The 22,764-nt window shown below is 63.9% G+C and carries 21 protein-coding genes and 1 pseudogene; 1 reads left to right on the forward strand and 21 read right to left on the reverse strand.

What is annotated here, in order from left to right:
* Nucleotides 1-3: 3 nt before the first annotated feature.
* The 7 genes from MY55_RS08685 to MY55_RS08715 form a co-directional block, all read right to left on the reverse strand.
* Entirely contained in the window at nt 4-1,104 is a 1,101-nt protein-coding gene (locus MY55_RS08685; protein WP_047237179.1) for an HD-GYP domain-containing protein, read from the reverse strand.
* A complete protein-coding gene (locus MY55_RS08690) occupies nt 1,101-4,193 on the reverse strand; it encodes a response regulator (protein WP_160309796.1) in 3,093 nt (1,030 codons plus the stop codon). Before MY55_RS08690 ends, MY55_RS08685 begins: the two co-directional genes overlap by 4 nt.
* A gap of 192 nt (nt 4,194-4,385) precedes the next feature.
* Nucleotides 4,386-4,961, reverse strand: a complete 576-nt coding sequence (locus MY55_RS08695) for an HD domain-containing protein (RefSeq protein ID WP_043572192.1) — start codon at nt 4,959-4,961, stop codon at nt 4,386-4,388.
* Nucleotides 4,962-5,017: 56 nt separating this feature from the next.
* On the reverse strand, nt 5,018-5,626 hold the full coding sequence (locus MY55_RS08700; protein ID WP_043572193.1) for an alpha/beta hydrolase: 609 nt from the start codon (nt 5,624-5,626) through the stop codon (nt 5,018-5,020).
* The gene (locus MY55_RS08705) at nt 5,626-5,934 is read right to left on the reverse strand and encodes a (2Fe-2S) ferredoxin domain-containing protein (protein ID WP_047237180.1); all 309 of its coding nucleotides are present in this window, start codon (nt 5,932-5,934) and stop codon (nt 5,626-5,628) included. The genes MY55_RS08700 and MY55_RS08705 overlap by 1 nt, the downstream gene beginning before the upstream one ends.
* 22 nt (nt 5,935-5,956) lie before the next feature.
* Nucleotides 5,957-7,366: a replicative DNA helicase gene (gene dnaB, locus MY55_RS08710; RefSeq protein WP_043572197.1), complete on the reverse strand. Its 1,410-nt coding sequence runs from the start codon at nt 7,364-7,366 to the stop codon at nt 5,957-5,959.
* A 102-nt stretch (nt 7,367-7,468) separates the two neighbouring features.
* On the reverse strand, nt 7,469-8,641 hold the full coding sequence (locus MY55_RS08715) for a BaiN/RdsA family NAD(P)/FAD-dependent oxidoreductase (RefSeq protein ID WP_043572199.1): 1,173 nt from the start codon (nt 8,639-8,641) through the stop codon (nt 7,469-7,471).
* 110 nt (nt 8,642-8,751) lie between these two features.
* On the opposite strand from MY55_RS08715, the gene sodB reads away from it, so the two are divergent.
* Nucleotides 8,752-9,333 (forward strand): superoxide dismutase [Fe], encoded by a 582-nt coding sequence (sodB, locus tag MY55_RS08720; protein WP_043572201.1) that lies wholly within the window; start codon nt 8,752-8,754, stop codon nt 9,331-9,333.
* 64 nt (nt 9,334-9,397) lie between these two features.
* On the opposite strand, the gene MY55_RS08725 is transcribed toward sodB, so the two are convergent.
* The 14 genes and pseudogenes from MY55_RS08725 to MY55_RS08785 all read right to left on the reverse strand — a co-directional run bounded on the left by MY55_RS08725 (nt 9,398) and on the right by MY55_RS08785 (nt 22,764).
* Nucleotides 9,398-10,597: an EAL domain-containing response regulator gene (locus tag MY55_RS08725; RefSeq protein WP_043572206.1), complete on the reverse strand. Its 1,200-nt coding sequence runs from the start codon at nt 10,595-10,597 to the stop codon at nt 9,398-9,400.
* 3 nt (nt 10,598-10,600) lie between these two features.
* Nucleotides 10,601-11,692: a protein-glutamate methylesterase/protein-glutamine glutaminase gene (locus MY55_RS08730; RefSeq protein ID WP_047237181.1), complete on the reverse strand. Its 1,092-nt coding sequence runs from the start codon at nt 11,690-11,692 to the stop codon at nt 10,601-10,603.
* Nucleotides 11,689-12,537 carry a CheR family methyltransferase gene (locus MY55_RS08735; RefSeq protein WP_043572215.1) on the reverse strand — a complete coding sequence of 283 codons (849 nt, stop codon included), beginning with the start codon at nt 12,535-12,537 and terminating at the stop codon, nt 11,689-11,691. The genes MY55_RS08730 and MY55_RS08735 overlap by 4 nt, the downstream gene beginning before the upstream one ends.
* A 15-nt stretch (nt 12,538-12,552) precedes the next feature.
* Nucleotides 12,553-13,092 (reverse strand): chemotaxis protein CheW, encoded by a 540-nt coding sequence (locus tag MY55_RS08740; protein WP_043572217.1) that lies wholly within the window; start codon nt 13,090-13,092, stop codon nt 12,553-12,555.
* Between the two features lie 11 nt (nt 13,093-13,103).
* Nucleotides 13,104-14,198 (reverse strand): methyl-accepting chemotaxis protein, encoded by a 1,095-nt coding sequence (locus MY55_RS08745; RefSeq protein ID WP_236687613.1) that lies wholly within the window; start codon nt 14,196-14,198, stop codon nt 13,104-13,106.
* Nucleotides 14,199-14,225: 27 nt separating this feature from the next.
* Nucleotides 14,226-14,786, reverse strand: a pseudogene (locus MY55_RS24605) (MCP four helix bundle domain-containing protein); the annotation flags it as partial.
* A gap of 45 nt (nt 14,787-14,831) precedes the next feature.
* A complete protein-coding gene (locus tag MY55_RS08750; protein ID WP_065202270.1) occupies nt 14,832-17,000 on the reverse strand; it encodes a chemotaxis protein CheA in 2,169 nt (722 codons plus the stop codon).
* On the reverse strand, nt 16,990-17,322 hold the full coding sequence (locus MY55_RS08755) for an STAS domain-containing protein (protein ID WP_047236777.1): 333 nt from the start codon (nt 17,320-17,322) through the stop codon (nt 16,990-16,992). Before MY55_RS08755 ends, MY55_RS08750 begins: the two co-directional genes overlap by 11 nt.
* 12 nt (nt 17,323-17,334) lie before the next feature.
* Complete coding sequence (locus MY55_RS08760) at nt 17,335-17,703, reverse strand: response regulator (RefSeq protein ID WP_047236778.1); 369 nt, start codon at nt 17,701-17,703, stop codon at nt 17,335-17,337.
* A gap of 42 nt (nt 17,704-17,745) precedes the next feature.
* Nucleotides 17,746-18,897, reverse strand: coding sequence for a methyl-accepting chemotaxis protein (locus MY55_RS08765; protein ID WP_157889281.1), 1,152 nt, complete (start codon nt 18,895-18,897; stop codon nt 17,746-17,748).
* Between the two features lie 135 nt (nt 18,898-19,032).
* Nucleotides 19,033-19,776, reverse strand: a complete 744-nt coding sequence (locus MY55_RS08770; protein ID WP_043572231.1) for a substrate-binding periplasmic protein — start codon at nt 19,774-19,776, stop codon at nt 19,033-19,035.
* A 106-nt stretch (nt 19,777-19,882) separates the two neighbouring features.
* The gene (purF, locus tag MY55_RS08775; protein ID WP_043572233.1) at nt 19,883-21,415 is read right to left on the reverse strand and encodes an amidophosphoribosyltransferase; all 1,533 of its coding nucleotides are present in this window, start codon (nt 21,413-21,415) and stop codon (nt 19,883-19,885) included.
* 96 nt (nt 21,416-21,511) lie between these two features.
* The gene (locus MY55_RS08780) at nt 21,512-22,024 is read right to left on the reverse strand and encodes a CvpA family protein (protein ID WP_043572236.1); all 513 of its coding nucleotides are present in this window, start codon (nt 22,022-22,024) and stop codon (nt 21,512-21,514) included.
* Nucleotides 22,025-22,029: 5 nt separating this feature from the next.
* Nucleotides 22,030-22,764, reverse strand: a complete 735-nt coding sequence (locus MY55_RS08785; RefSeq protein ID WP_047236780.1) for an SPOR domain-containing protein — start codon at nt 22,762-22,764, stop codon at nt 22,030-22,032.

A 22,764-nucleotide genomic window follows, 5' to 3' on the forward strand; every position in this document is an offset into this window, starting at 1 on the left:
CTGCTAGGAATTGTCGGCGTAGCGCAGCGCGATGGCGTGGAACTCGTCGGCGATCTGCAAGAAGGCCTTCACCATCTCCGGGTCGAAATGCCGGCCGCTGCCCTCGCGTATCATGTCCACCGCCTGGCTGTGAGGAAACGGCGGCTTGTAGGTTCTGCGCGATATCAACGCGTCGTAGACATCCGCCAGCGCCATCAATCGCGCGGAAACCGGTATCGCGTCGCCGGCCAGCCCTTCCGGATACCCGCTGCCGTCCCACTTTTCCTGATGGCTGTGGGCGATCTCCCTGGCCAGCCGCAGGAAATTGCTGGGCGTATCCAGCATTTTTTCCGCGGCCGCGATGGTATCCCGGCCCAGCGTGGTGTGGGTTTTCATGATTTCGAACTCCTGCGGCGTTAGCGGGCCGGGCTTGAGCAGGATGTGGTCCGGGATACCAACCTTGCCAATGTCATGCAATGGCGCCGACTTGTACAACATCATGATGGTTTCGTCGTCCAGTCCCTTGCGGTATTTGGGGTGGTTGCGCAGCTCCATCGCCAGCGCGCGGACGTAGTTCTGGGTTCGGCGCAGGTGGTTGCCGGTTTCGTGATCCCTTGTCTCCGCCAGCGAGGCCAGCGCCATGATGGTGACGTCCTGGATCACCTGCACTTCGCGGGTGCGCCGCTCCACCTCGCTTTGCAGAAAGGCCGCCTTGTCTTCGAGAAAATCCGAAGCGGCCTTGAGACGGAGATGAGTGGTGACGCGCGCCATGACGATAGGCGGCGAAATGGGCTTGATGATGTAGTCGACCGCGCCGGCATCGAACCCCGCTTGCTCGTCTTCGTTCTCGCTCATCGCCGTCAGGAAAATCACCGGGATTCCCATGGTGCGCGGATCGCTTTTCAGCCGGCGGCACACTTCCAGCCCGCCGATGCCCGGCATCATCACATCCAGCAGCACCAGATCGGGCAGGACATCGCCGGCGACGATCTGCAGCGCCCGCTCGCCGCTGTTGGCGATCTGGGTACGGTAATGATCCTTCAGCAAGCCATAAAGCTGGGTGAGGTTCTCCGGCGTGTCGTCCACGATCAGGACAGTCTGGCGCCTCAGTTCTGACGTGTTCATGATGCATCCTCAGGAAGGGCGATGCCGTGCTGTGTTGCCGCCGTGCGCAATGATGTCAAGGCGGTGGCGAAGTCGAAATTCGTCAATGCCTTTTCGAATGCGGCGTAGTCTCCGCCGGGGAAGGTTTCCCTCACTTCGGCGGCGTGCGACAGGAAATACCCCAAGGCTTCCCCGTCGCTGGCAGCCAACAGACGGGACAGCTCAAGCAGCAATTTACCTCCCTGCGCCACACCCTGATCGGGAGCCGGCGCCAGCGCGTCGAGCCCGCCCTTAAGCGCAGCCACCGCGCGCTCCATCTGCCGCATCAGCGTCGCCACGCCTTCTTTGCATTCGGTTCGGGAACGGATCGCCTGCTCCAGCTTCGCCGCGGTTTCGGGCAAGCCGGCCAGCCCTATGCTGCCGGTGGTGCCTTTCAGCGTGTGGGCGATGCGCTCGGCCAACGGATAGTCGCCGTCCTCCAATGCCTCGTCAAGCCGCGCGGCGGCGCCCGCCTCTTCAGCGACGAACTGCCGCAGCAGGTGCAGGTACAGCTCCCGATTGCCCGCGACGCGCCGCAGTCCTGCGGCGCTGTCGAGGCCTTCGATAAGCGGAATGACCCGTTCCTCTTGGTTTGGTTCCTGCTTTCGCGCGGGAGGACTCTCTACCGGCCGGGTCCAGCGCTTCAGCGTGGATAACATCAGATGGGGATCGATAGGTTTGGCGATATGGTCGACCATGCCAGCGCTCAGGCACCCTTCCCGCTCTTCCACCAGCGCGTCGGCGGTCATCGCGATGATGGGCAGCGCGGCGAAGCGGGCGTCCGCGCGTATCCGCCGCGTCGCCTCGATCCCGTCCATCACCGGCATCTGCACGTCCATCAATACCGCGTCGAATCCTTCCGGGCCATAGGTCTCCAGCTTGTCCAGCGCCAGCTGGCCGTTACCGGCGACCGTAACAGTGGCGCCCGCGCCCTCCAGCAGCTCCACCGCGATTTGCTGGTTGATGGCGTTATCTTCCGCCAGCAGCAGGTGCAGGCCGTTCAGACTGGTGAAATCATCGTTTTTCCGCGGCGACTCCGTCCGCGCGCCGCCGCCGAACACCTCCACCAGCACGTCGAACAACGACGACTGGCTGACCGGCTTCACCAGGAAGGCATCGCTGCCCGCCGCTTTGGCATCGGCGCGCACATCATCGCGGCCGAAGGCGGTCACCAGGATGATGTGCGCGGTGCGGGTGATTTCGCGGATGCGTCTGATCGTTTCGATGCCATCCATCTCCGGCATCATCCAGTCGATGAAAACGGCGTCGTAGGGTTGGTTGAGCGCCGCCTGGCGCACCAGCGGAATGGCCTCGCTGCCCAGCGTGCAGGTGCTTACCACGAAATCCAGCGCGCGCAGCTGTTCAGACAGGATGTCGCGCGCGGTGGCGTTGTCGTCCACCACCAGGATGCGCATGCCCTTGATATTGTGGGGCAAGGAATCGAGGCGAGCGTCGACAGCGCGCGACAAGCCGAGCCAGGAGCTGAAGATGAAGGAGCTACCCCAGTCGGGCGCAGACTCCACCTGTATCGTGCCGCCCATCAGCTCCACCAGCCGCCTGGAGATGGCTAGGCCCAATCCGGTGCCGCCGAAGCGGCGGGTGGTGGAGCCATCCGCCTGGCTGAAGGCCTGGAACAGCTTGGCTACCTGCTCTTCTGTCATGCCGATGCCGGTATCGTGCACGCAGAAGCGCAATTGAACCTTGTCGCCGATGCGGTCGGCCAGGGTGATGATGATGGCCACCTGGCCTTTCTCGGTGAACTTGATCGCGTTGTTGACCAGATTGGTCAGAATCTGCCCCAGCCGCAACGCGTCGCCCACCAACCCTTGCGGCACTTCCTTTCCCATCTCGAAAAGCAGCTCCAGGTTTTTGTCGGCGGCTTTTTGAGCAACCAGCGAGGAGATGCTCTCCAGCACGTCGTCCAGCCAGAACGGCTCAGACTCCAGGTCTAGCTTGCCGGCCTCCACCTTGGAAAAGTCCAGGATGTCGTTGATGATGCCCAGCAGCGAGGTGCCGGCGTTGTGGATTTTGCCGACATAATTGCGCTGCTGTTCGGTCAGCTCGGTTTTCAGCGCCAGATAGGACATGCCGATGATGGCGTTCATCGGCGTGCGGATTTCATGGCTCATATTGGCCAGGAACATCGATTTGGCTTGGGTTGCGGCTTCGGCCGCCTGTTTGGCGTCGCGCAATTCCGCCGACGAAGCGGCCAGCTTGGCGTAAAGCTTGCCGTTTTCCAGCAACAAGACGATCAGCACGAAGCTGGCGGCCATGAGGCCATAGACGCGGCCGACATAGAAGCCCAGATCGAAACGGCCGGCATTGAGCATGGCCGACAAGGCGACATCGCACAGCCAGGCGAACAGCACCACCATCAGCCACAGGTCTAGCAAACTGCGCGGACGCCTGAGGCCGACCGCCACCAGCGCCAGCAGGCTCATCCCCCAGACGCTGGACACCACTACCCACAGCAGCGGGCTATAACGGTTGCCTTGCATGATCACCGGCAGAAAGCCGTGGCCGGATGTGGCTAACGCCAGGAAGGTGAGGACCAGCACCAATGTCAGCAGAACCGATGCCAGGATGGAGCGCCCCACTCTGGCTGGCGACGGTTCCAGCAGCGGCCTGTCCGCCATCCAGGCATAAACCACCACTACCGCGGGGAAGCCGCCATGCCAGAACATATACATCCAGGCCGTGGTCTGCGCGCCCGAGCCCAGCAGCCCGTGTTCGGCGAACAAGCCGGGAAAGGTCAGCGAGTGCGCCATCGCCATCAGCGCGGTATACAGATAACCTATCGCCAACAGTTGCAGCGAGCGCAGCCTCAAGATGGCAAACTGGCCGAACAGTAGCACCGCGGTGACCAGATCGTTGATGGCCAGCGCCGACTGGTATACCGGAATGAAGGCCCACACCTTGGCCAGCGGAATTTTGGCGAACGGCACCGTAATGACGAACACCAGCGCGGAGATCAGCATGGCGCTGTAGGCCAAAGCGCTCTGGCCGCGCGTAGGCGGCAGGGTTGAGAGAAATTCCGGACTCTGGAGGTTCGCCGAGTCTGATTGCTGCATAAGCATCACTCTCCGCGGAAGCATGTCGCACCATTACCCAGCGTAGAGAACGATCAGGGTCGGCCGTGTCATTGTCGTATGATATCCAGCATAGGTGGAAAACCGGATTGCCGCATCTTTCCCGACTTGCTGACGGGATGAAAAGGCGGGCGCCATTCGCGCCCGCCTTTGGATGCTTGCCGCGTTGAGCGCCTATTTCAGCCAGCCGCTATCCCTGGCCTTCTCCAGCCGGCCTTCCAGGTATTCCCACATCGCCGGACAGCCCTGGCGCACCGGCGGGCCGATCCGGCTGACCACCTGCTCGTGGCGGATGCCGTTTTCCCGCCAGCTCTGGCCTTTGTTGGCCAGGTTCAGCAATACCGGCATCGCGCGGTCGGCGGCGTGGGCGAAACGCGCTTCGGCGCTCTCCCCGGCTTCGAACTCCTGCCACAAGGCGAGGAAGCGCCCGCCCTGCTCGGGCGGCAGCATGCCGAAAATGCGGGTGACGCAGGCCAGTTCCTGCGCCTTGCGCTCCTCCCAGCCGCCTTCGGCGTAGACGATGGTGTCGCCGGTTTCGATCTCGCCGATATCGTGCACCAGCAGCATCGCCACCACCTTGGCGATGTCCACCGGCTCGGCGGCGTAAGGCTGCAAGGATGCCGCCAGCAGGGCGATCTGCCAGCTATGCTCGGCCGAGTTTTCATAACGGTCGCTGTTCAGCACCCGGGTCTTGCGCGTCACTTGCTTCAGCTTGTCGATTTCCAGCACGAAATCCACGATGTCTTGCATTGGTTTTCTTTCTGTCGATACAAAAAAAGCAGACCGCGGTCTGCTTGCGCCGGCGCTCACCAGCACCGTTGAATCATCTGGGCCAACTGCACCAAGCGGCCGTGGAAAAAATGGCCCGCGCCGGGGAACACCAGCACCGGCAGGCTTTGCGGCCGCGCCCATTCCATCACCGCCGCCAGCGGAATCACTTCGTCTTCTTCGCCGTGGATCACCAGCGTGTCGGCAGGCACCTCCGGCGTCGGAATCGGGTATTTGCCCACCGCCACGCCCATCAGCAGCAGCTTGTCGGCGTCGATGCGGGCGCGGGTACGGGCGGCGACGAAGCCGCCGAAAGAAAAACCGGCCAATGCCAGCGGCAAGCCCGGATATTGCGATTTGGCATGGTCGACCACCGCGATGGCGTCGTCCACCTCGCCGTTGCCGTAATCGTGTTCGCCTTCGCTGTCGCCGACGCCGCGCAGATTGGGGCAATAGCAGACATAGCCCAGTTGCGACAGGGCCTTGGCCGCAGTCTGCACCACCTTGTTGGTGTGCGTGCCGCCTTGCAGCGGATTGGGGTGGCAGATCACCGCGACGCCGGTCGCTTCGCCCTGGGCATCCACCACGATGGTGTCCAGCATGCCGGCCGGGCCGGCGATGCCGACCTTGTTCATCGCCTTCAGCATCAGATCTTCAGCCTTTCCACCACGCGGCCGTTGACCATGTGCTCGTTGATGATCTCGTCGATGTCGTCCTTGTCGACGAAGGTGTACCAGGTTTCCTCCGGGTAGACCACCAGCACCGGGCCCTCGTTGCAGCGGTCCAGGCAGCCGGCCTTGTTGACGCGGATCTTGCCCTTGCCGGACAGGCCCTTGGCCTTGATCTGTTCCTTCATGTACGCGTGCAGTTCGCTGGCGCCCAGGTTGTTGCAGCAGCCCTCGCCGTTGGCGCGCTGGTTGCAGCAGACGAATACGTGCTTGTCGAAATAGCTCATCGGAATCTCTTGGTTGTGAGGGTCAGGAGTCGCTGTCGGCCCAGCCGCTGACGCCGACGGTGGCGGCGTTGTCGAACTTGGCGTATTTGCCGACGAAGGCCAGTCGCACCGCCCCGGTCGGGCCGTTACGGTGTTTGCCGATGATGGCTTCGGCCAAGCCCTTCACTTCCTGGTTGTCCGGACTGTAATACTCTTCGCGGTACATGAACACGATCAAGTCGGCGTCCTGCTCGATGGCGCCGGATTCTCGCAAGTCCGACATCATCGGCCGCTTGTTGGGACGCTGCTCCACCGCCCGCGACAGCTGCGACAGCGCGATCACCGGTACCTGCAGCTCTTTGGCCAGACCCTTCAGGCCGCGCGAGATTTCGCCCAGTTCTGCGGTACGGTTGTCGCCGCGGCCGGAGCCGGACATCAGTTGCAGGTAGTCGATCACGATCAGGCCGAGCTTGCCGCCGTGCTGGCGCGCCAGGCGCCGCGCGCGGGCGCGCACTTCCAGCGCGGTCAGCGCCGGGGTTTCGTCGATGTACATCGGCGCTTCCGACAGCTTGCCTATCGCGTAAGTGAGCTTCTGCCAGTCGTCGTCGCCTAGCTTGCCGGTGCGCAGCGTGTGCTGGTCCAGCCGGCCCACCGACCCCAGCATCCGCATCACCAGCTGCGCGCCGCCCATTTCCATCGAGAACACCGCCACCGGCAAGTGGGTTTCCACGGCCACGTGCTCGGCGATGTTCATCGAGAAGGCGGTTTTACCCATGGACGGCCGGCCGGCGACGATGATCAGGTCGCCCGGCTGCAGGCCGGAGGTTTTGGCGTCCAGGTCGACAAAGCCGGTGGGGATGCCGGTCACTTCGTCCGGGTTGTCGCGGCTGTACAGCATGTCGATCCGCTCCACCACTTCCTTCAGCAGGCCCGGCATTTCCAGGAAGCCCTGTTTGGACTTGGCGGTGGATTCGGCGATCTGGAACACTTTGCCTTCGGCTTCGTCCAGCAACTGCGAGGCGTCGCGGCCCATGGGCGAATATGCGGCCTCGGCGATTTCGGTGCCCACCAGCGCCAGCTGGCGCATCACCGAGCGTTCACGGACGATTTCCGCATAACGGCGGATATTGGCGGCCGACGGCGTGTTTTGCGCCAGCGTGGCGAGATAGGCCAAGCCGCCGATATTGCCGAGCTGGTCGTTCTTGTCCAGCGATTCCGCCACCGTCACCACGTCGGCCGGGCGCCCCAGCTCCACCAGTTTGGCGACATGCTTGTAGATCAGCCGGTGGTCGTGGCGGTAGAAGTCGGCCTCGGACACCACGTCGGCGATCTTGTCCCAGGCGCTGTTGTCCAGCAGCAAGCCGCCGATGACCGACTGTTCGGCCTCGATCGAATGCGGCGGCGTGCGGATGGCGGCCATCTCGCCATCAAAATTCTCGTACTGTTCTGTCATGTATATCCGGGGTGCTCAGCGCCGGATGGCGCCCAAAAGGCAAAAGACGATTCTAACCCGAAACCCGGCCCGGCTCACGCGCTTTGGCCGGGCTGCGGCCTGTCAGCAGTTCATTCCGGCCACGTAGCCGGACGACCAGGCCCACTGGAAATTGTAGCCGCCCAGCCAGCCGGTGACGTCCACCACCTCGCCGATGAAAAACAGGCCGGGCACATCGGCCGCCATCATGGTCTTGGACGACAGGGCCTTGGTGGAAACGCCGCCCAGCGTGACTTCGGCCTTCTTGTAGCCCTGGGTGCCGTTGGGCTTCACCCGCCAGCGGTGCAAGCTCTCCGCCAGCTGTTTGCGCTGCTTAAGCCCCAGGTCCTTCAGCCGCTTGTTGAAGCCCTCGCGGTCCAGCCAGGCCTCGGCGAAGCGCTTGGGCCAATGGAATTCGCCCAGCGCGTTGGAGATCAGCTGCTCGCTGCCCGCCCTTTCCTCCAGCCAGGCTTCTGCATCGGCGTCCGGCAGCAGATTGAGCGTCAGCTCCATGCCGGGCTGCCAGTAAGACGATATCTGCAGGATGGCCGGGCCGGACACGCCCTTGTGGGTGAACAGCACGTTCTCGCGGAACTTGCCCTTGCCGGCGCGCGCCTCGACGTCCAGCGACACCCCCGCCAGCGGCGAAAACGTGTCGGCGTCCTCCACGTGGAAGGTCAGCGGCACCAGCGCCGGCGTCAGCGGCGTCAACGGCAAGCCGAACTGCTCGGCCAGCTGATAGCCGAAAGGCGTCGCGCCTATCTGCGGGATGGACAGCCCGCCGGTGGCCACCACCAGAGATTCGGCGCGCAACTCGCCCATCGAGGTTTGCAGCGCGTAGCCCGACTCGACGCGCGCCACCTGCGAGATAGTGGTCTCCATCCGCCGCTCCACGCCGGCCTGCCGGCATTCCTCGTCCAGCATGGCTATAATCCGCTCGCTGCCGTCGTCGCAAAACAACTGGCCCAGCTTCTTTTCGTGATACGCGATGCCATGGCGCTCCACCATGGCGATGAAATCCTGCGGCGTGTATTGCGCTAGCGCCGAGCGGCAGAAATGCGGGTTGTCCGACAAGTAGCAGTCGAACTTGGCGTAAAGGTTGGTGAAGTTGCACCGCCCGCCGCCGGAGATGCGGATTTTTTCCGCCAGTTTGGCGGCATGGTCCAGCAACAGCACCTTGCGGCCGCGCTGGCCGGCGGTGGCGGCGCACATCAAACCGGCCGCGCCGGCGCCGATGACAATCACATCAAATTGCAAATTTCTATCCTTACCATTTCGGTCAACTATTGGCCTGTCCGCGCATCTTCCAGTAAACTGCGCGTAAAGCATCCGCTTATGCGGCTTACTTTCTCAACCAGGAGAGCATAATGGAACACAAACTGCCTGAACTGCCGTACGCGCTGGACGCCCTGGCGCCGCACATTTCCAAGGAAACCCTGGAATTCCACTACGGCAAGCATCACCAGACCTACATCACCAACCTGAACAACCTGATCAAGGGCACCGAGTTCGAGAACGCCTCCCTGGAAGAGATCGTGAAGAAATCCTCCGGCGGCATCTTCAACAACGCCGCTCAGGTTTGGAACCACACCTTCTACTGGTTCGGTCTGGCGCCGAACGCGGGCGGCGAACCGACCGGCGCGCTGGCCGACGCCATCAAGGCCAAGTGGGGTTCGTTCGAGGAATTCAAGAAGGCCTTCACCCAGACCGCCGTCGGCACCTTCGGTTCCGGCTGGGCCTGGCTGGTGAAGAACAGCGACGGCAGCCTGGACCTGGTATCCACCAGCAACGCCGCCACTCCGCTGACTACCGACAAGAAGCCGCTCTTGACCTGTGACGTGTGGGAACACGCGTATTATATCGATTACCGCAACAGCCGCCCGAACTATCTGGACAGCTTCTGGAAGCTGGTGAACTGGGACTTCGCGTCCAAGAACTTCGCCGCCTGATTCCGGCGCGCAAGACCAAAGGGGCTTCGGCCCCTTTTTTATTGTCGGCGGCCAAGCGGGCGGTTCAGCGCTCGGCCATCCACTGCAGGAACATTTCCGCCGACAGCGGACGGCTGCTGTAATACCCCTGCGCCACATCGCAACCCAGCGCCGACAGCTGCCGCCAGTCTTCTTCGTTCTCCACCCCTTCCGCCACCGACGACAGCCGCAGACGCTGGCACATGGCGATGGCCGCGGTGAGAATGGCCAGCTTCTTCGGACTGCTGGATGCGTCGTGGACGAATTCGCGGTCGATTTTCAGTTCGGTGAACGGGCTGCGCGACAGCTGCTTCATCGATGAGTACCCGGTGCCGTAGTCGTCCATCGCCAGGCCGAAGCCATTCAGCCGCAAGCGCGCCAGCGTGCCCAGCGAGGCCGCCAGGTTGGACATCAGCGAGGTTTCCGTCACCTCCACCACGATGGCATGGCAGGTCAGTCCGCATGACTGCACGATGCAGGTCATTTCATCCACCAGATTGGCGTCGTTGAGCAGCGGAACCGGCAGATTGATCGACGCGTGCAGATCCGGCTGCACGGCGAGAAAACGGTTCAACTCCAGGCAAACCTGGCGCAAGAACTGGTAAAAGAAGCGCAGCGCCAGCGGCCCCTGTTCCAGGTGATGGACGAACACCGCCGGCTGCAGCACGCCGAACTGCGGGTGCTCCCAGCGCACTAGCGCCTCCATCCCGAACAGACGTCCGTCGCCTATCGAGATCTTGGGCTGGAAGTACGGCACCAGTTGCCCCAGGCCCAGCGCCAGCGCCACCTCTTCCTGGCTGAGCTTGAGATTGCTGATGACGGCGCCGGACAGGTGCCAGTCCGGGTCGCAGCCGTCCAGCACCCGCCGCACTTCCGCCAGGCTCAGCGGCTTGGGAAACACCGCCAGCAGGTCCAGCTCGGACGCGTCCACCACCCCCTGCACCGTATCCAGCACGTCGCGCGGCACGCCGCTCATCACCGCGACGAACTTCACCTTGCCCTTGCAGGTCTTGGCGATGCTCTCCAGCAGCTTGACGCCGTCCATGCCGGGCATGTTGAGGTCAGTCACCACCAGGTCCACCGACGCCAGCACAGCCAATTGTCCCAGCGCGTCCAGTCCGTTCTCCGCCTCGTGCACCACGGCAAAACCAAACTCGCGCAACAGTCCGGCTGCCACCATGCGCTGGCTGGGGGAGTCGTCCACCACCATCGCGCTGCGGCCCAGCCATTTTTCCAGATGCGTCATGGTTCAACCCCTGATTCCGGCCAAGGTGTGGGTAATGCGCTCCAGCGACATCACCTCGTCCACCCCGCCATGGCTGATGGCCTCGTTAGGCATGCCGAACACCACGCAGGACTCCTCGTCCTGCGCCAGCGTCCGCGCGCCCGCGTCGTGCATCTCCCGCATGCCGCGGGCGCCGTCGTCGCCCATGCCGGTCATGATCACTCCCACCGCATTTTTGCCGGCATTCACCGCCACCGAGCGGAACAACACATCCACCGACGGCCGGTGGCGCGACACCAGCGGGCCGTCCTTGACCTCCGCCATGTATTGCGCGCCGCTGCGCTTGATCAGCAGATGCTTGCCGCCGGGGGCGATCAGCGCCACGCCGGAAATCAGCCGGTCGCCGCTTCTCGCCTCCCTCACCTCCACCTTGCATAGCCGGTTGAGGCGATCGGCGAAAGACGCGGTGAACTTCTCAGGCATGTGCTGCACCACCGCCACGCCGGGGCAGGTGGCGGGCAGCCTGGGCAGCAGATATTCCAGCGCCTGGGTGCCGCCGGTGGAGGTGCCGATGGCGATGATCTTCTCGGTGGCGTGGTATTTCTCCAGGCCCGATGGCGCGTCCAGCACCACATCGGCGGTAAGCTTGGGCGCCGGGCCTTGCTCGCCGCCCCTGGGATTGGCCGCGCTGCTGGCGATGCGCTTGAACACGCCCATCCGCGCGCCGGCGGCGTCGCGCACTTCCTGGATCAGTTCCTTGGCCGCCTCCTGCAGAAAGGATTTCAAATTGATGGTGGGCTTGGTGATGATGGCCACCGCGCCGGCCGACATCGCGTCCAGCGTGATGCGGGCGCCTTTTTCGGTCAACGACGAGCAGATGATGACCGGCGTCGGCCGCTCCTCCATGATTTTGCGCAGGAAAGTCAGGCCGTCCATCCGCGGCATCTCGATGTCCAGCAGGATCACGTCCGGCCAGCGCAGCTTCATCCGGTTCATCGCGAAGATGGGGTCGGGCGACGCGCCTATCACCTCGATGTCCGGCGCGGTGGCCAGCATCTGCCCCAGCACTTCGCGCACTACGGCGGAATCATCCACGATCAGGACGGCGATGCTCATTTCCCTCCTCCTCTCATCCGCGAGGCATCCAGCCGGTAGCGGGACGGTTCCTCCTGGACCAGCGGCAGCGCCAGCTTATGCAGCGATTCGGAATGCCCGATCAGCAGATGGCCGCCCTGCTTCATCCGGGTGCACAGATTGGACAGCACGCTCAGCTTGGTCGTCTCATTGAAGTAAATCAGAACATTGCGCAAAAAGACAATATCGAATTCGCCATGGTGGAACTTGTCGCAATGCAGCAGGTTGAGATTGGCGAAATCCACCCGCCGCGCCAGTTCCGGCGCCACCTTGACCATGCCTTCGTATTCATCGTGGCCGCGCAGAAAATATTTCTGCCAGAAATGCGGCGGCGTGCGGCGGGCGCGCTCTATCGGATACACCGCGCGCTTGGCGGCGGCCAGCACCTTGGTGTTGATGTCGGTGGCGTAGATCTTCCAGTTGCCGCTCAAACCCAGCGCCTCGGCCAGCACCATGGCGATGGTGTAGGGCTCTTCGCCGGTGGAACAGGCCGCCGACCACACTCTGAGCATGCCCGGCCGGATATCGCGCAGATGCTGCGCTTCCCGTTCCAGCCAGTGGAAATGCTGGGGCTCGCGGAAAAAATAGGTTTCGTTGGTGGACAGCAGGTTGATCGCCCGCTGGCGCTCGGCATGCGCGCTTGGGCTGCGCAGCAGCTGCCAGTAGGCCGAGTAGCTGGCCAGCCCCAAGTGGCGGATGCGTTTGGACAGCCGCGACTGCACCAGCGAGCGCTTGCCCGGCGGCAGGTCTATCCCCGCCTCGCGGAAAATGAACTGGCGGAAAAAGGCGAATTCCTCATCGCTTAGCACCGGGTCACGATTCAGCACGCGCCGCTCCCGCCCTCAGGCCACCTCGGCATCGTCGTTGAAGTGCTGCTGGGCGACCGACTCCGCCATCGCGCTCAACTCCGTCACCGACAGCGCCTGCTGCACATTCAGCAGAATGGCGAAGCGCTCGTTGATGGTGGCGATGCCCTGGATGAAATCGCCGCGTATGCTGACGCCGAAGGTCGGCGATGGGTCGATGTCGGTCTCCGGTATCTCCAGCACTTCGCACACCGCGTCCAGCAGGATGCCCACCTCGTTGTAGCCGTTGTCCAGCCCCGGCAGCGACAGAATGGCGACGCAGGTGGACGGTTTCAGCTCGGTCAGGCCGCGGCCGAAGCGGATCGACAGGTCTATCACCGGCACCACCGAGCCGCGCAGATTGATGATGCCGCGCACGAAGCTCGGCATCATCGGCACATGGGTGATGCCGTCCAGCTCGATGATCTCGCGGATGAAGTTGATCTGGATGCCGAACAAATCCTCGCCCAGGATGAAGGTGACGCAATGGAACTTGCCGCTGCCATGCGCGGCGCCCGGATTAGCGCGCTCGGTCATGTTGGTTCTCCTCAGTATTTGGAAAACTTGTCGTCGTCCACGCCTTCGTCGAAATCATCGTCGTCCGCCTGCATCGAGTGCGGCGGCGCCGAGGCCGTTTTGCGCGCGCCGCCGGCGCCATGGCCGCTCATGTGCAGCGATATGCCCTTGCGCGCGTGGCGGCTGCTGCGCAGCTTGAACTGCTGCATCAGGTCCTGCAGCTGCATCGCCGCCGAACTGAGCTCTTCCGAGGTGGAGCTCAGTTCCTCCGCCGACGACGCCGACGACTGCATGCCGGTGCTGATCTGCGAAACCGCGGTGTTGATCTGGTCGATGCCGGTGCGCTGCTCGCGCGAAGCGGCCGATATTTCCTGCACCAAGGTGGCGGTCTGGTCTATCCCCGGCAGCATTTCCTGCAGCAGCACCCCGGCGCGCTCCGCCACGCTGACCGAGCGCCCGGCCAGATCGCCGATTTCCTTGGCCGCCACCTGCGAGCGTTCGGCCAGCTTGCGCACTTCCACCGCCACGGTGGCGAAGCCCTTGCCGTGTTCGCCGGCGCGGGCCGCTTCGATCGCCGCGTTGATCGCCAGCAGGTCGGTTTTGTTGGCGATGTCGTTGATCACGGTGATGCGCGAGGCGATTTCCTTCATTGCGTGCACCATGTCGCCCACCGCCTTGCCGCTTTCGGTGGCGCTGTCGGCCGACTTCGACGCGATGCCCTCGGTGACGCGGGCGTTATCGGCGTTCTGGGTGACGGTGGACGCCATCTCCTCCACCGACGCGCTGGTTTCCTCCACGCTGGAGGCCAGTTCCGACGCCGTCTGCGCCAGCGAGCTGGCGGTGGACGACACCTGTTCCGACGCCGCGCCTATCGATTCGGACATCGAGCTGACCTCGGCCAGCGTATCGGACAGCCGGTGCGCCATGCCCTTGATCGAGTACAGCAGGCTGCTGCTGTCGTTGCCGTTCAGCTTGATCGGCACCGACAGGTCGCCGTCGGCCACCCGCGCCACCACCTGCATCGCGTAGGATGGATCGCCGCCCAGCTGGCGCAGGATGCTGCGCGTCACCAGCAGGGACAGCGCGCCGCAAATGAGCAATGAAATGATCGAAAGGGTGATCACCACTCGCGTTGTGGAGGCATATGTCTCCTGACCCAATGTATGCGTCTTTTCAGCGACTCTCTCATTCACTTCTTTCACGAGCGTCAGTGATTGCTCGACAATATCAAAAGCGGGTCGCGCCTTGCTTCTCACAATCTCCATTGCCCGTTTGCGCCCTTCCCCCGTGCCTGGGTCTTCATAAGCCAGCTTCATGGCTTCCTTGCTTGCGCTCAAATAAATAGGCCATTGCGTCTGCCAGCGCCTATTGGCATCAGCTTCTTCTGGCTCCATGGTCGAGCCTAGTTCCAACTTCATCTGCTGGAACAACTCCTTGTCATATTGATCCATGTGCGCCGCGGCATCATCCATTTTGGCCTTGTCGGTTTCTGCCAGATATCGATAAAGCGCTCGGTTGTGCGTCATCGCCGCGACTCTGGCGTTGCTGATGCCGATCAGTGGGCTGAACTGATTGGTGAATAAATCCTCGAGACCCGCATTCACTCTTGCGCTGGCTTGGTAACCGACGATACCCATCGTCAACAACAACGCCAGAAGCACGCCGAAACTAAGCAGCAGCTTGGTCCTGACTTGCAGGTTGTGAAACCAGTTCATGACAGACCTCTCTCCTGAAATTGTCAAAATTAGAACATTCAAGCTCTAATCCCAGTGCGTCGCCGCTTCCGTGCCCTGTTTTATCAACCGGCGTTCGCGCCGGCAGGCGTGATGGATCAACTGCGGAATGTCCAGCACCAGCGCCGGCTTGCCGTTGCCCAGGATGGTGGAGCCGCTGATGCCGCGCAGCGATTTGAAGATCTCGCCCAAGGGCTTGATCACCGCCTGCACTTCACCCATCAGCCGGTCCACCACGATGCCGGCGCGGTGCTCGCCGTAATGGACGATCACGATGTATTCCGGCTGGCCCGATGGCGGCAGGCCGAACAGCTCGCGCAGGGAGACGAAGGGCAGCCAGTCGCCGCGCAGGTTAACCTGGCGCGCGCGCTGGCTCATCGCGCCGGGCGGCATGTCCACGCATTCGATCATCATGTCCAGCGGCATCACCAGCGCCGATTCGTTCACTTCCACCCGGAAGCCGTCGATGATGGCCAGCGTCAGCGGCAGCCGCAGCCGGAAGGTGGAGCCCAGCCCCGGCTGCGACTGAATCTCTATCTCGCCGCGCAGCGATTCGATATTGCGCTTCACCACGTCCATGCCGACGCCTCGGCCGGACAGGTCGCTCACCGCTTCGGCGGTGGAAAAGCCGGGCAGGAAGATCAGCTGCAGGGTTTCCTGGTCGCTCAGAACCCGGCCCTCGGCGACCAGGCCGCGCTCCACTGCCTTGGCCAGCACCTTTTCGCGGTTGATGCCGCCGCCGTCGTCCTTCACCTCCACCACCACCGAGCCGGCGTCGTGGTAGGCATTCAGCGTGACCGTGCCCTCTGGCGGCTTGCCGGCGGCCAGGCGCTTGTCCGCCGACTCCAGGCCGTGGTCCACCGCGTTGCGGACGATGTGCATCAGCGGGTCGGTCAGCTTTTCCACCATCGATTTGTCGATTTCGGTGTCGCCGCCCTTGATTTCCAGGTGGATGGTCTTGCCCAGCTGCTTGGACACTTCGCGCACCATGCGCGGGAAGCGGCTGAAGATTTCGTCCACCGGCACCATGCGCAGGGTCAGCGCGTCGTCGCGTATGCTTTCCACCAGGGTGTTGATCACCGCCACCGATTCCAGCAGCTCGGCATCGCCGCGCGCCTGGGCGATCAGCTTGGTGCCGGACGAGGCGATCACCAGCTCGCCCACCCGGTTGATCAACCGGTCCAGCTTGCCAGCCTCGATGCGGATGTATTGGCCGTCGCCGCGGCCGGGCTTGCTTGGCGCGCCGCCGGCCGGCTGCGCGGCCGTTGACGCCGGCGCGGGGCCTTCCAGAACTGCGGCGGTTTCGGATTCGGGCTCGGGCTGCCCCAGGTCGCCGCGCTCAATGCGGGCGGCTTCGGCCTCGGTCAGCGCTCCCCGCCTGAGCCAGCGCGCCAACTGCTCGTCCAGCGGCTCGCCCAGGCGTTCCGCCAAGGCCAGGAAATCCGCCAGCGAGGCGTGCGGCGGCAGGATGCCGATCAGGCTGTCCTCGGCGATGAATTCGAAGGTGCCCGCGATGCGCTCCGGGCTCTCCGCCGACTCCAGGCTGAGATCCAGGCCCATGAAGCACTCGGTGGCGTCGAACAGCGGCAGCGGCGGCCAATTGCGCCACACCGGCTCCGCCTGCAGCACGGTGCCGCATCCGGCCAGATAGCGCAGAAAGGACAGCGGATCGAAGCCGTGGCGGAAGGTGTCGGCGTGGAAGCGCAGCGACAGCTGCCAATAAGGCGTCTGCGTCGCGACGGACTCGCTGGCGGCCGCTGCGGGCGGCGCAGCGCCCTCCGTCTGCGCGTCGGTTTCGACCGCCTCGCCGTCCTGATAGCGCCGCAGGCTGAGCAGCAGCGGCTCGCCTTCGGGCAGATCCTGGCGCGCCATATCGTCGCTGATCGAGGCGCTGTCCAGCAGCCGGCGCAAATGGTCATTGCAGGACAGCAGCAGGCCGATCAGGTCGTCGCTCAGCGCCACCTGTCCCGAACGCAGCCTTTCCAGCACGTTTTCCACCACGTGGGCGAAGCGGACCAAGGCGTCCAGGCCGAAAATGCCGGCCGACCCCTTGATGGTATGCGCGGTGCGGAACAGCAGGTTGTAGGTTTCGGCATTGGGCGGATAGGCCACCGGGTCGAGCAGCGCCGTTTCCAGCCCGTCGCACAGCTCGCGCGATTCCTCGAAGAATACCGCCTTGGCCTTGCTAAGATCCATGCTCCCCCTCCCCCGCGCTCTCCATCCGCGCGGCGCCTGTTTCTGCGGCGAAACCCAGCCAATTGCCCACCTCGTCCACCAGCGCGTTGCTGCCGGCAATGGAGACATCGCGCTCCATCCGCCGCGCCTCGGCCAACAGCACGCACAGCAATTGGGCGCCGCAGCCATCCAGCTCCGTTACTGCGGATAGGTCAAGCCGCACGCTTGGGTGATTGAGCAGGCCAAGCAGCTCATCCTGCAGCATCTCAATGGTGAAGATGGTCAATTCGCCGTCGATTGCGGCCCGCATCGCCTCGCCATCCTGCGTCACTTGAATCGGCATGATGGTTTCGGCTTATGGCTGGATCAGCTTGGACACCGCGTCCAGCAGCTTGAGCGGGTCGAAAGGCTTGACGATCCAGGCTTTGGCCCCGGCCTCCTTGCCCTGCATCTTCTTGTCGTCGCTGCCTTCGGTGGTCAGCATGATCACCGGCAGGAAACGGGTGGCGGCGCCTTCCTTCAGCCGCTTGAGCAAGGTGATGCCGTCCATGCCGGGCATATTGACGTCGGAGATGATCAGATTGACGCGAGCGCCGTTCAGCTTGGCCAGCGCGTCGTTGCCGTCGCAAGCCTCTATCACCTCGTAGCCGGCCCCCTTCAGCGCGATGCTCACCGTGGCGCGGATGCTGGCCGCGTCGTCGACTATCAGGATGGATTTGCCCATTGACACCTCCGGGTGGCGGACAGCCCCGCTGTCCTGGTCGGATCAGAAAAAGTCCACGTCGCCTTGCGAGGCCTGCGCCTTGGCGCCGGCGCCCTGATGCAGCGCCGCCTGCTCCAGCGTGGTATAGGTCGACTCCAGCCGCTTCATCCATTCCTGGCTGCTGATGGCGGGCGGCTCGCAGCCGGTTTTGCGCGCCTCGCGCGTCTGGCGCAGGTGCTCAAGCATGCGCTCCAGGTCGCTGGCGACATGCTGGATGATCTGGCTGACCCGGTCCTGGTATTGCAGCGCGACCAGCGAGGCGTTCAGTTCGCGCTCCACCTGCGAGCCGTCGCTCTGCATTTTCTGGTTGATTTCGGCCAGCCGGCCGGCGGCGGCGCTGAAGTCCTGCACCGAGGCGTCCAGCAAGCCCAGCGCGCCATTGCCCTTGTCAGCATCCTGGGCGCCCAGGCTGGTGGTGGATTGCCGGGTCTGCTCCAGCGCGGCGTTGATGGTTTCCACCTTTTCCGACATTTTGATGCCGGTTTGCGCCGATTGCTGCGACAGCTTGCGCACCTCGTCGGCCACCACCGCGAAGCCGCGGCCGAATTCGCCGACGCGCGCGGCTTCGATGCTGGCGTTCAGCGCCAGCAGATTGGTCTGATTGGAGATATTGCCCACTTCTTCGGCCATGGCGCGCAGCTCCACGGAAAAAGTGGTGAGCTTGGACACTTCGTCTATCAGCAACTGGCGATGGCTGACGATTTCCGACAGCACGTGGGAAATTTCCCGGCTGAGCATGCCGGCGTCGCTCACCATCTTATCCAGGCTGTCGGCGCCGATATCGGTGGCGGCCGAGCGCGAAGCCTCGATGGTGGCATGCAGGCTGCCTGCGATGGCGCTCAAGGTGGCGGCCACTTGGTTGCTGCCGGAGGTGGACTGCTCCAGCACCAGTTGCAGATTGCCCATCCAGCGTTGTATCACCGCCTCCAGCAAGGCGAGATTCTCATCGGCAGGCCCCTGGCCGGCATGGCTGGCAGAGGCAGGCTCCTCTCGCGGCGAAATGGGAGACTCCTGCTTGCCCGCCAGCAAGCAAGCCGCCGCGCCGCCGCTGCCGGCCATCAGCCAGCCCAGCCAGGGCGACAGCCAAACCAGCGCCAGCGCCGCCAGCGCGCAAAGTATGAGGTAGGCGATCAGAAAACGATTGCGGTTTGGCATGCTGGCCATGCTCCCGACTGTATTGTGAATCGCGCGCGACAGCCCTCGGCCGATCGTGTGCCGCCGCTTCTGGCGGAAATTCGCCATCGGCTGACGCGCTAGATCGTTTCACTTAAGATGTCGGCGTTGACGGTGTCAAGGCGCGGCGCTCAGGCGCGCGTAGCTGCCGTCCCGCTTCATCGCCGCCAGCGCGGCGTCGAAACGCTGGCGCAGCCCGGCGAGGCTGCGCTTGCGCGCGAAAGCCATATAGCTGGGAATGGCCTCCAGCGGCGGCGACAGTTCGCGCACCAGGGCCTCCTCGTGGCGACGGCGCAAGATATCGCGCGCGCCCAGCCGGTTGCTGACCAGGATGTCGAAGCGCTGCGCCAGCAGCATGTCCATGTTCTGCTCGCCGCTGGCGGCGACTTCGCCCACTTTGATCTGGCCGCTCTTCACCGCCTGGTCGAAAACCACGCCATAGCTGACGGCGCGCACCACGCCGAAACGGTAAGCGGACAACGCATCCAGGCGACCGCCGGACGAAATGGGCGAATCCTTGCGCACGAACAGCGACACCTCCTGCTGCGCCAGCGTCTCATTGGAATAATCGAGCAGCGCTTCCCGTTCCGGCGTGCGGTACAGCGTGAAGATGGCGTCGGCGCGTCCGTCCGTCACCATGGCGATGGAGCGCCCCCAGGGGTAGACGCTGATATGGACCGCCAGATTCAGTCTGCGGAAAGCCTCGCGCACCAGATCGGCCGCGAACCCCTTCACCTCGCCGTTTTCCTGATACTGGTACGGCGGGTACTGCAGCGTGACCAGCTCCAGCGCCGGGGCGGCGCGCGCCGGCGTCCCGCAGCACAATGCGAACAGCAAGCCCGCCAGCGCGATTCTCGACATTGGCCCTTTCCCATAAGACAGCGGCCGAAGCCCGCTCCCGGCCGGGAGAGCGCTTCGGCCGCCCATGGCGGGGATCCCCCACCGAGGTATAGCCCAATGGCGAGGGTCAGATCAGGTTCTGCTCCGCCACGTTCAGGTTCAGGTCTATCATTTGCTCGCTGCCCGCCTGGTCCTGCTGCTTCAGGTCCAGCCGCGCGCATTCGATGGCGTCCAGATAGGCGGCGGTGATGTCGCCGGTGATGTATTCGCCGTCGAAGCAGGAGCTTTCGAAGTCGTGCAGCTCGCGATTGGCGCTGCGCACCGCGTCCTTCAAGGCTTCTAGGTCCTGGTAGATCACCGCGTCGGCGCCGATTTCGCGGGCGATCTCCGCCTCGTCGCGGCCGGTGGCCAGCAGCTCGGCGCGGGTGGGCATGTCGATGCCGTAGACGTTGGGGAAGCGCACCGCCGGCGCGGCCGAGGCGAAGTACACCTTCCGAGCACCGGAATCGCGCGCCATCTGCACGATTTCCTTGGAGGTGGTGCCGCGCACGATGGAGTCATCCACCAGCAGCACGTTGCGGCCGGCGAATTCCAGCGGCACCGGGTTCAGCTTCTGGCGCACCGACTTCTTGCGCACCGCCTGGCCGGGCATGATGAAGGTGCGGCCGATGTAGCGGTTCTTGATGAAGCCCTCGCGATACGGCAGGCCCAACGCGTTGGCCAGCTGCAACGCGCTCTGGCGGCTGGAGTCGGGAATCGGGATCACCACGTCGATGTCCAGCTCCGGCAGGTCGCGGCGGATCTTCTCCGCCAGCGTCTCGCCCATGTTCAGCCGCGACTGGTACACCGACACGCCGTCTATCACCGAGTCCGGGCGGGCGAAATACACGTACTCGAACAGGCAGGGCGCGTGGCGGGTGTGCTTGGCGCAGGGGCGGGAGTGGAATTCGCCGTCGAAGCTGATGAACACGCCCTCGCCCGGCTGCACGTCGCGCAGCAGCGTGAAGCCGGAGCAGTCCAGCGCCACCGACTCGGACGCCAGCATGTATTCGGTCTTGGGCAGGCTGTCGTTGACGCCTATCACCAGCGGGCGGATGCCGTTGGGGTCGCGGAAGGCCACCAGGCCGTAGCCGGCGATCATCGCCACCACCGCGTAGGCGCCTCGCACCCGGCGGTGCACCGCCTCGATGGCGCCGAACACCGCGTCCACGCTCAGGTCGTGGCCCTTGACCCGCTGCGCCAGCTCATGCGCGAACACGTTCAGCAGCACTTCCGAATCGGAGTTGGTGTTGATGTGGCGCAGGTCGTGGCGGAACATGTCCGCTTTCAGCTCTTCGGTATTGGTCAGGTTGCCGTTATGCGCCAGCACGATGCCGAACGGCGAATTGACGTAGAACGGCTGCGCCTCGGCCAGGCAGGAGGCCGAACCCGCAGTCGGATAGCGCACGTGGGCGATGCCTGCCGCGCCCAGCAGCGAGCGCATATTGCGGGTGCGGAACACGTCCCGCACCATGCCGCTGCCCTTGTGCATGTGAAAGGTCTTGCCATTGGCGGTCACGATGCCGGCAGCGTCCTGCCCGCGATGCTGCAGCACCTGCAGGCCATCGTACAGCAGCTGATTGACCGGGGATTGACCGACCACGCCTAGAATTCCACACATCTTTAAGCTCTCTTCCCAACTACCTGAAAACAGACAAGACAAAGAAAAAGGCGGAATCTTGAAGTGAAGATATCAAGAGATTCCGCCTTATTCACCTTAACTATCCGGCGCCTGGCCGGTGGTGTAGTGGAGGTTGTCCGCCAGTATCGGCGGCAACCATGGCCTTAATGACAAGGCCAATGATTCGAATGGCACCGAGAGCACCGCATTCCTCCACATCGGTTTCTGCGGCAAACTGCTCAAGCCGCCTATCAATACCAGCGCCGTCACCAGCACCACGCCGCGGGCGAAGCCGAACACGCCGCCCAGCAGGCGGTTGATCAGGCCCAGGCCCACGCTGTCCAGCAAACCGGTGAGGGTGACGCGCAGCAGCGCGCTGGCCAGCCACACCAGGAAAAACACCAGCACGAAGCCGGCCACCAGCCGAATGCCCTCGCCGGGCAGGCTTTCCGGCAGAAAGCCCGCCGCCAGCGGCGAAAACTGCTTGGCGCACCAGAAGGCGATCAGCCAGGAGCCCAGCGACAGCACTTCGGCGATCAGCCCGCGCATCAGCGCCACCAGCACCGAGCCGCCGATGACGGCAATAGCGATATAGTCGAACACAGTCATGGCGGCTACTTGTTAATGATGATGCCGTTGATGCCGGACTTCGCCAGCTTCTGCAGCGTGCTCTGCGCTTCCGCCTGGCTCGCGAACGGGCCGACGCGCACGCGGGTCACTTCGCCCTTGCTGGTTTCCACCTTGGAGAAGTGGGCGCTGACGCCTATGCCGGACAATTTGGCGCGCAGCGCGTCCACTTTGGCCGGGTCGGACAGCGCCGCCAGCTGGATGATGGATTTGCCGTGAGTTTCGGCCTTGGCCGGGCGCGGCTCGGGATCGAAGCGGCCTTCCAGAATGGCGGCCGGGTCGGCCTTGCGCGGCTTGCTCTCCGCTTTGGGCTCGGTCTTGGGCTTGGCTTCGGCCTTCGCTTCCCTAGGCTTGGGCTCCGCCGCCTGGGCGACGGCCGGCTTCGCCGGCGCCGCTTGGGGCTTCACTGTTTCTTTTTCCGCCGGCAGCGGCGCGGTGATGGTGGACAGATTGGCCGGCAGCTCGGTGGCCGGCGCAGCCGCCGCTTCGGCCGCCGAGCCCGACGCGGTATGCTTGCTCCCCAGCGGCGCCGAGGCAGGCACCGGGGCGGAGGCCGCGCCCATGATTTCAATCGATTCGGGCTTCATCTGCTGTTCCGGCAGATGGCCCACTACATTCCACAGTACGACGGTGGCAATCGAAACCAGCACCAGCGCGCCGACCAGACGGCGGCGGGCGCGCTTGCGCAGCAGTATCAGTTCATCGTGGCTGGACAGTGCCAT

Source organism: Chromobacterium subtsugae (assembly GCF_001676875.1).
GTDB classification, from domain to species: domain Bacteria; phylum Pseudomonadota; class Gammaproteobacteria; order Burkholderiales; family Chromobacteriaceae; genus Chromobacterium; species Chromobacterium subtsugae.

What these genes read in the sequence shown, in the direction of transcription:
- MY55_RS08685 (WP_047237179.1), bottom strand. Translation starts at nt 1,104, where the DNA reads ATGAACACGTCAGAACTGAGGCGCCAGACTGTCCTGATCGTGGACGAC.
- MY55_RS08690 (WP_160309796.1), bottom strand. Translation starts at nt 4,193, where the DNA reads ATGCAGCAATCAGACTCGGCGAACCTCCAGAGTCCGGAATTTCTCTCA.
- MY55_RS08695 (WP_043572192.1), bottom strand. Translation starts at nt 4,961, where the DNA reads ATGCAAGACATCGTGGATTTCGTGCTGGAAATCGACAAGCTGAAGCAA.
- MY55_RS08700 (WP_043572193.1), bottom strand. Translation starts at nt 5,626, where the DNA reads ATGCTGAAGGCGATGAACAAGGTCGGCATCGCCGGCCCGGCCGGCATG.
- MY55_RS08705 (WP_047237180.1), bottom strand. Translation starts at nt 5,934, where the DNA reads ATGAGCTATTTCGACAAGCACGTATTCGTCTGCTGCAACCAGCGCGCC.
- dnaB (WP_043572197.1), bottom strand. Translation starts at nt 7,366, where the DNA reads ATGACAGAACAGTACGAGAATTTTGATGGCGAGATGGCCGCCATCCGC.
- sodB (WP_043572201.1), top strand. Translation starts at nt 8,752, where the DNA reads ATGGAACACAAACTGCCTGAACTGCCGTACGCGCTGGACGCCCTGGCG.
- MY55_RS08725 (WP_043572206.1), bottom strand. Translation starts at nt 10,597, where the DNA reads ATGACGCATCTGGAAAAATGGCTGGGCCGCAGCGCGATGGTGGTGGAC.
- MY55_RS08730 (WP_047237181.1), bottom strand. Translation starts at nt 11,692, where the DNA reads ATGAGCATCGCCGTCCTGATCGTGGATGATTCCGCCGTAGTGCGCGAA.
- MY55_RS08740 (WP_043572217.1), bottom strand. Translation starts at nt 13,092, where the DNA reads ATGACCGAGCGCGCTAATCCGGGCGCCGCGCATGGCAGCGGCAAGTTC.
- MY55_RS08750 (WP_065202270.1), bottom strand. Translation starts at nt 17,000, where the DNA reads ATGGATCTTAGCAAGGCCAAGGCGGTATTCTTCGAGGAATCGCGCGAG.
- MY55_RS08755 (WP_047236777.1), bottom strand. Translation starts at nt 17,322, where the DNA reads ATGCCGATTCAAGTGACGCAGGATGGCGAGGCGATGCGGGCCGCAATC.
- MY55_RS08760 (WP_047236778.1), bottom strand. Translation starts at nt 17,703, where the DNA reads ATGGGCAAATCCATCCTGATAGTCGACGACGCGGCCAGCATCCGCGCC.
- MY55_RS08765 (WP_157889281.1), bottom strand. Translation starts at nt 18,897, where the DNA reads ATGCCAAACCGCAATCGTTTTCTGATCGCCTACCTCATACTTTGCGCG.
- MY55_RS08770 (WP_043572231.1), bottom strand. Translation starts at nt 19,776, where the DNA reads ATGTCGAGAATCGCGCTGGCGGGCTTGCTGTTCGCATTGTGCTGCGGG.
- purF (WP_043572233.1), bottom strand. Translation starts at nt 21,415, where the DNA reads ATGTGTGGAATTCTAGGCGTGGTCGGTCAATCCCCGGTCAATCAGCTG.
- MY55_RS08780 (WP_043572236.1), bottom strand. Translation starts at nt 22,024, where the DNA reads ATGACTGTGTTCGACTATATCGCTATTGCCGTCATCGGCGGCTCGGTG.
- MY55_RS08785 (WP_047236780.1), bottom strand. Translation starts at nt 22,764, where the DNA reads ATGGCACTGTCCAGCCACGATGAACTGATACTGCTGCGCAAGCGCGCC.